This window comes from Blastococcus sp. SYSU DS0669, from assembly GCF_054050895.1.
Genome location: NZ_JBJHAE010000032.1, coordinates 21,271 through 28,692, shown reverse-complemented (window position 1 = coordinate 28,692; position 7,422 = coordinate 21,271). Strand labels below are relative to the sequence as shown.

Below are 7,422 nucleotides of genomic sequence, written 5' to 3'. Positions count from 1 at the left end.
CCTTTCGTTCGCAGGCTGCCATGCCCCCGCCCACTGGTGCGACGTCCACCACATCGTGCACTGGGCCGACGGCGGGGACACCTCGCTGGAGAACTCAGCCCTGCTCTGCGAACGGCACCACACCAAGGTGCACCACGGGTTCCGCGTCGAACGACGACCCGACGGCCGATGGCGCACCTACCGGCCCGACGGCACCGAGATCCTCGTCCTCCCCCGCATCACGACAGCGCCCGAACGGTCACGGACGGGGTGAGCGGGCCGCTCCCGACCCCGCGGGCATGCATCGGCACCGTCCGGTGTTGGCTCTGGAGACGACGCGGCTCGGCAGAGGCGCGCACCTGCCCCCGAGCACTTCGAGGATCACGCTTGCCCGAGCACCACCCCCAGCCCGCGCCCGCCCGCCGACGGAACCGCTCCGCCAGCCGCTCGGCCGCCGCGCGCGGCACCGACGACGCCGCCCGCCGCACGCGCGGCACCGACGACGCCACCCGCGCCACCCGCGAGACCGACCGCGCCGCCGCCCGCGAGGAGAAGCTCGCCCAGCAGAGCTGGGTCGAGGGCGCCGCACCGGAGCTGCCCGCCCGCGCCACCCGGCCGGAGGAGGTCGTCTTCCACCTCGGCCCGACCAACTCCGGCAAGACCTACGAGTCCCTCCAGGCGCTGGCCGCGACCGGGGCGGGCGTCTACGCCGCACCGCTCCGCCAGCTGGCGCACGAGGCCTACGCGAAGCTCTCCGCCCAGCTGCCCGAGGGCACCGTGGGTCTGTCGACCGGCGAGGAGGAGATCGACCCCTTCGCGCCCATCGTCTGCTGCACCGTGGAGAAGGCCCCCGACCGCGGCGAGATGCTGGTCCTCGACGAGGCCCACTGGGTCACCGACCCCGACCGCGGGCACCACTGGGCGCGGCTCCTGCTCACCGGCGAGTACCGCCAGATGCACCTGATCTCCGCCGCCGAGGCCTACCTCGTGCTCAAGCCGCTGGTCTCCGACGCCGAGCACGTCGAGGTGGTCAACCACAAGCGGCTGTCGCGGCTGGACGTCCTCCGGGCGCCGGTGCGGCCGGCGAACGTCCGGCCGCAGACCCTGGTCGTCGCCTTCTCCCGCAAGGCCGTCTACGCGGTCGCTGCCGAACTCGACCAGCACCGCCCCGGCAAGGTGGGCGTCCTCTACGGCGCGCTGCCTCCGGCCACCCGGCGGGAGGTCATCGAGCGGTTCACCAGCGGTGAGCTCGACGTCCTGGTCACCACCGACGTCATCGGCCACGGCATCAACGTCCCGGCCAGCACCGTGCTCTTCGCCGAGACCACCAAGTTCGACGGCCAGGAGATGCGGCCGCTGCGCACCTGGGAGGCCGCCCAGATCGCCGGGCGGGCCGGGCGCTACGGCCTCACCGGCCACGGCGCCGCCGGGATCCTGATCGGCGTCAGCGGGCTCAAGCCGCTGGCGGCGCTGGTCGGCGCCGGCGCCGCGGTCGCGCGCGGCGACGAGATGAGCGACCTGCCCAAGCGCGCCCCCCGGCTGCGCCCCGAGCTCGAGGACCTCGGCGCCTTCGAGGCGGTCGACCTCCCCGAGGCGCTGACCCGCTGGATGGCGTGGGCCCGGGCCGCGACCCGCGACCAGGCGATGACCGCCGACGACGTCACGAGCCTCGTCCTCCGGGTGCACGCCCTGCTGCCGCTGCTGCGCGGCCCCCTGGGCGCGGCCGGCGACCTGAACACCGTGTGGCGACTGGTCAACCTCGCGATCGACTACAACCCGCCGCGCCGCACCCGCTGGCTGGTGCTCGCCCGGGCCGCTCTGCAGCACGCCGTCGGTCTCCCGGTCCCGCCGGAGACCGTGCTGCCCGACGTCCCGCGCGGGGGCACCGTCGAGGAGTACGAGCAGGCGGCAGCAGCGGCCCGCGACGCCCAGACCCTGCTGCGCCAGTTCCCCGGCGTCGCCGGCCTGGACAGCGAGGACGCCGCGTGGGTCGAGGAGGAGTGCGCGGAGATGATCACCGAGCTGCTCCCCGATGCCATCGCGCTGGGTCGCTCCGGCAAGTGCGTCGAGTGCGGTAACGCGATCGCTCCCTGGTTCACCACCTGCCGGCCCTGCAGCGCCCCGGCCGGCCGGCGCGAGAGCGAGCGCGAGCGCCGGCCCGTCGGCGGTGGTCGGCGGACGGCGGGCCGGGCCGCCGGCCGGGCGCTCGGCGGGCGGCAGGGTGGTCCGCGGGGCCGCTCCCGCCGCAGCTGATCAGCCGGGGCCCTCGGGGAACCAGAGCACCCGCTGCGGGAAGGGGATGGAGATCCCGGCAGCGTCCAGCGCCGTCTTGACCGAGATGGCGACCGCGCTGCGCACCCGCCACCGGCTGGCGATGTCCGCCGGGTGCCAGTAGCGGACCGCGACGTTGATCGAGGAGTCCGCGAACTCCTCCACCCACACCTCCGGTGGCGGGCTGGCCTGCACCTCGTCGGTCTCCAGGCAGGCGGCGAGCAGCACCTGCCGCGCCTGGTCGAGGTCGACGTCGTAGGGCAGGCCGACCGTCAGCGAGGTGCGGCTCAGCGGCGTCCGGGTGTAGTTGACGATCGGCTGCTTGAGCACCTCGGCGTTCGGCAGGTACACCACCAGACCGTCGTAGGTGTTGAGCACCGTGGTGCGCAGGTTGACGTCCTCCACGACGCCCTCGTGGTCGCCGCTGCCGATCTGCTCCCCCACCCGGAACGGGCGGCGCACCTGCAGCAGGACGCCGGCGATGAAGTTCTGCAGGATGTCCTGCGCGGCGAAGGCGATCGCGATCCCGCCCACACCCAGGGCGCCCACCAGCGGGCCGATGCTCACCCCCAGCAGGTCGAGGGCGTAGACGGCCGCGACGGCGCCGATCACCACGCTCGCGAAGCGGCCCACGACCAGGCCGACGTGGCGGCTGCCCTCCCGGTCGATGGCGCGGACCAGACCGCGGCGCACGACGATCGCCAGGACGATGCCCAGCACGAGCACGACCAGGGCCTGGAGGCCCTGCTGCCAGGTGATCGGGTCGGTGACGACGGCGTCGACGGGGTCCTCGGCCGCCGTCCACAGGTTGGTCAGGTGCGCTCCGGCCACCTCCGGAGGCTAGGCAGCCTCCGGAGATCCCGCCGCCCGACGTCCACGCGCGGCCGCAGACCTGCCAATCGGACGAGCCGGTTCCGTGTGGATTCTGCCAGTGCCGAACGCGGCCCCGGCTCCGTAACGTCACAGGTAGCAAGCAGGCCGTACCGGTCCGTCACCCCGCCTGCACCACGTCCTCCGAGGAGCTTCCCGTGTCTTCGTTCTCCCGCCCCGTGCTCACCCTGGTTCCCGGCTCCGCCGCCCAGGACCTCGGCCCCGCCGACGCCGCTTTCGACACCGGCTACGACACCGGTTGCGACGCCGGTTTCGACGCCTTCACCGCCCCGGCCTGGCCGGCCGAGGCGGTCTCCCCCGAGGCGTGGCGGCTGGACGCCCTCTGCGCCGAGACCGACCCCGAGGCGTTCTTCCCGGAGAAGGGCGGCTCCACCCGCGATGCCAAGCGGGTGTGCACCGGCTGCCCCGTGCGCGCCGAGTGCCTCGAGTTCGCCCTCGCCAACGACGAGCGCTTCGGCATCTGGGGCGGCCTCTCCGAGCGCGAGCGCCGCCGGGTCCGCCTGCAGCGCCGCGAGACCATCAGCGCCTGATCGTCCCCGGCCGGCCCTCGGGTTCGCTCGTACCCTGGGGGGCGTGACCTCCGCACCGGCACGGACCGTTGTCCTGGACGACCGCTTCGCGCGCGAGTTCCCGGAGATGTCGGTGCCCTGGCACGCCGAGGAGACCCCCGATCCCCGGCTGCTGCTCCTCAACGAGCCGCTGGCCACGGAGCTGGGTCTGGACGCCGCGACCCTGCGCTCCCCCGACGGCGTCCGCCTGCTGGCCGGCACCCTCGTCCCCGACGGCGCCACCCCGGTCGCGCAGGCCTACGCCGGGCACCAGTTCGGCGGGTTCACCCCGCGGCTCGGCGACGGGCGCGCCCTGCTGCTCGGCGAGCTCACCGGCCCGGACGGCGCCCCGCGCGACCTGCACCTCAAGGGCTCGGGCCGCACGCCGTTCGCCCGCGGCGGCGACGGCCTCGCCGCGATCGGCCCGATGCTGCGCGAGTACGTGGTCAGCGAGGCGATGCACGCCCTCGGCATCCCTACGACGCGGGCCCTCGCCGTGGTGGCCACCGGCCGCGCCGTGCGCCGCGAGACGCTGCTGCCCGGCGCCGTCCTGGCCCGCGTGGCCAGCAGCCACCTGCGGGTGGGCAGCTTCCAGTACGCCACCGTCACCGGCGACGTCGACCTGCTCCGCCGCCTGGCCGACCACGCCATCGCCCGGCACCACCCGCAGGCGGCGGAGGCCGACCAGCCCTACCTGGCCCTGTTCGACGCCGTCGTCGCCGCCCAGGCCGCGCTGGTGGCCCGCTGGATGCTGGTCGGCTTCGTGCACGGCGTCATGAACACCGACAACACCACCATCTCCGGCGAGACGATCGACTACGGCCCGTGCGCCTTCCTCGACGCGTACGACCCGGCCACCGTCTACAGCTCCATCGACCACTCCGGGCGCTACGCCTACGGCAACCAGCCGGTGGTCGCGGAGTGGAACCTCGCCCGGCTGGCCGAGGCGCTCCTGCCGCTGCTGTCGGAGGACCAGGAGCAGGCGGTCGCGCTCGCCGTCGCGTCGCTGCGCCAGTTCGCCCCGCGGTACGAGGCGGCCTGGACCGCCGGCGTGCGCGCGAAGCTCGGGCTGCCCGACGGGACCGACGACGCCGTGGTGCGCGAGCTGGCCGAGGAGCTGCTCGCCCTGCTCGCCCGCGACCACGTCGACCTCACCTCGCTGTTCCGCGGGCTCGGCGCGGCGGCCCGGGGCGACGTCGAGCGCGTGCGCCTGCTCTTCCTCGACCTGGCCGGCATCGACGGCTGGCTGGAGCGCTGGCGGGCGCTGCACCCCGACGCCGACGGCATGGACGGCGTCAACCCGGTCTACATCCCGCGGAACCACCTCGTCGAGGAGGCCCTCGAGGAGGCGACCGAGGGCGACCTCGCGCCGCTCCGGCGGCTCCTGGAGGCCGTGACCCAGCCCTTCGACGAGCGGCCCGGCCTGGAGCGCTACGCGGGGCCCGCGCCGCAGGACTTCGGGGCGTACCGCACCTTCTGCGGCACCTGAGCGGTCAGGGCGGGGCCGGGCGGGTTCACCGCGCCGCCGCCGGGTAGTCGCCGTCCGTGCCGCGCGAGATGGACCCCCGGGACCCCGACACCCTCTACGCCGAGGGGCCGGTGGCCCCGGAGCCCCCCGACGACGACGTCCCCGACGCCTCACCCCTGCCCGATTCCGGCGGCACCGCCCCCGGGCCGGACGACCTCGACCGGCTGCTCTGAGCCGCGTCCCCGTACCGCTGTGGTGGACCACGCCCGCGAGGCGATGACCCCCGCCCGCGGCTGACCGGTCGTCAGGCCACGGCGCTCGCGCGGTCAGACCCGCGCGGCGGACGACACCTGCCCGGACGCCTCCGGATCGACGTCCTCGTCGTCGCCGTCGTCCTCGTCACCGTCGTCCTCACCGCCGTCGTCCCCGTCCTCCTCGTCCTCGGTCTGGGGCGGGGTGGTCGGCTCGCTCGTGGGGCCGGCGGTCTCGGGCGGGGTGGTCGGCTCGCTCGTGGGGCCGCCGGTCTCGGGCGGGGTGGTCGGCTCGCTCGTGGGGCCGCCGGTCTCGGGCGGGGTGGTCGGCTCGCTCGTGGGGCCGCCGGTCTCCGGCGGGGTGGTCGGCTCGCTCGTGGGGCCGCCGGTCTCCGGCGGGGTCGCCGTCTCCCCCGTCGGGTCGCCGCCCTGCGCCGGGGTGGTCGGCTCGCCCGTCGGGTCGCCGCCCCCGGCCGGGGTCGTGGGGTCGCTGGTGGGCGCCGCGGGACGGCCGGGGGCCGGAGCGCTCCCACCGCCCGCAGCCGGGCCGTTCCGGACCGGGTCCTCCGCCGGGAGCTCCGGGGCGGGCGCGACAGGCTCGGGACGCAGCACCGGCGTCGCACCCCCACCGGTGGAGGGCGCCGGCACGGGCGAGCGCGCGCCGGGCCGCACGGCGACGGAGAGGCGGACCACGTCACCCGGGCGGAGCAGGGTGACCACCGGGTCGAGGCCGGTCACCGTGCCGGGGGCGCGCTCCCGAGTCGGGTCCTCCACCTGCCGGACGGTGAGGCCGAGGGCGCCGAGCTCGGCCGCGACCTCCGCGGCGGGGCGGCCGAGGTAGTCCTCGCTGTGCAAGACCACGCCGGCCGAGGAGTCCGAGGCGGTGGTGTCCGGCCCAGGTCCGGAGACGAGAGCCACCGCACCCGCGCCGAGCAGGAGCAGGGCCACCAGCGGCAGCAGCACCGCGACGAGCGGACGGCGGGCGGACGGTCCGGGCTCCGGACGGGTCACCCGGGCGGGCCGGCGCCTCGCGGCGGCCTTGCGCGCGCGCTCCGCCCGGCGCTCACGCTGCACCGGGGCCGCCACCACCGACTGCGTCGGGGCCTCGCCGGACGGCCGCCGGATCGTCTCCTCGATCGCGGCGAGGAAGGCCCCGCCGTCGCGCGGGCGCTCGTCGGGGTCCTTGACCAGGGCGGCGTCGATGAGGGCGCGGACGTCCGGCGGCAGCTCCGCGGGGAGGGGCTCGGGGGCCTCCTGCACCTGCTTGAGCGCGACGGTGACCGGGTTGTCGCCGTCGAAGGCGGGGTGCCCGGTGAGGGACTCGTAGCCGACCAGGCCGAGGGCGTAGACGTCGCTGGCCGGGCTGACGTGCTCCCCCCGCGCCTGCTCGGGCGACATGTACTGGGCGGTGCCCACGACCTGGCCGGTTCCGGTGATCGGGGCGCTCCCCGCCGACCACGAGATGCCGAAGTCGGTGAGCTTCACCGTGTCGTCCGGCCCGAGCAGGATGTTGGCCGGCTTCACGTCGCGGTGCACCACGCCGGCGCGGTGGGCCTCGGCCAGGCCCGCGGCCGCCTGCCGCAGCAGCGCCAGCGTGGCCCGGGTGTCCAGCGAGCCCTCCTCGGCCAGCCGCGCCGAGAGCGACGTGCCCTCGACCAGCTCCATCACCAGGTAGGCCAGGTGCTCGCCCGTGTCCGGGGCCGTCGTCTCCCCGTAGTCGAGGACGGCGGCGATGTTCGGGTGGCTCAACCCGGCCGCGTGGCGGGCCTCGGCGCGGAAGCGGGCGACGAAGACGGGGTCGTCGGCGTACTCGCTGCGGAGCACCTTGACCGCCACCGTCCGGTGGAGCTGCTGGTCACTGGCCCGCCAGACCTCGCCCATGCCACCGACGGCGATGAGCTCGTGGAGCTGGTAGCGGCCGTCCAGGCATCGTCGGCTGGTTCCGGCCGTGGTCACTCCCGAATCTCCCGAATCTCCTCGTGTCGGTGCTCGCGAGGTCCACCCCGTGCGTCCT

At 75.7% G+C, this 7,422-nt stretch carries 7 protein-coding genes; 5 read left to right on the top strand and 2 right to left on the bottom strand.

Annotation, left to right across the window (positions count from 1 at the left end):
- Both ACI792_RS19880 and ACI792_RS19875 read left to right on the top strand, forming a co-directional pair.
- The coding region (locus ACI792_RS19880) for an HNH endonuclease signature motif containing protein (RefSeq protein ID WP_456604109.1) at positions 1-253 on the top strand (253 nt) is incomplete at its 5' end.
- 113 nt (positions 254-366) lie between these two features.
- Positions 367-2,232 carry a helicase-related protein gene (locus ACI792_RS19875; RefSeq protein WP_456604108.1) on the top strand — a complete coding sequence of 622 codons (1,866 nt, stop codon included), beginning with the start codon at positions 367-369 and terminating at the stop codon, positions 2,230-2,232.
- Here ACI792_RS19875 and ACI792_RS19870 read toward each other — a convergent pair whose 3' ends face one another.
- Positions 2,233-3,081: a mechanosensitive ion channel family protein gene (locus tag ACI792_RS19870; protein WP_456604107.1), complete on the bottom strand. Its 849-nt coding sequence runs from the start codon at positions 3,079-3,081 to the stop codon at positions 2,233-2,235.
- A gap of 197 nt (positions 3,082-3,278) precedes the next feature.
- Between ACI792_RS19870 and ACI792_RS19865 the strand changes: the two genes are divergently transcribed.
- From ACI792_RS19865 to ACI792_RS19855, 3 genes are read left to right on the top strand one after another with little or no spacing between them, the layout of a single operon-like run.
- Positions 3,279-3,671, top strand: coding sequence for a WhiB family transcriptional regulator (locus ACI792_RS19865; protein WP_456604106.1), 393 nt, complete (start codon positions 3,279-3,281; stop codon positions 3,669-3,671).
- Between the two features lie 43 nt (positions 3,672-3,714).
- Entirely contained in the window at positions 3,715-5,178 is a 1,464-nt protein-coding gene (locus ACI792_RS19860) for a protein adenylyltransferase SelO (RefSeq protein WP_456604105.1), read from the top strand.
- Between the two features lie 56 nt (positions 5,179-5,234).
- A complete protein-coding gene (locus ACI792_RS19855) occupies positions 5,235-5,390 on the top strand; it encodes a hypothetical protein (RefSeq protein ID WP_456581403.1) in 156 nt (51 codons plus the stop codon).
- Between the two features lie 93 nt (positions 5,391-5,483).
- Here the strand turns inward: ACI792_RS19855 and ACI792_RS19850 are convergent, their stop codons facing one another.
- Positions 5,484-7,364: a protein kinase domain-containing protein gene (locus ACI792_RS19850; RefSeq protein WP_456604104.1), complete on the bottom strand. Its 1,881-nt coding sequence runs from the start codon at positions 7,362-7,364 to the stop codon at positions 5,484-5,486.
- Positions 7,365-7,422: the final 58 nt, after the last annotated feature.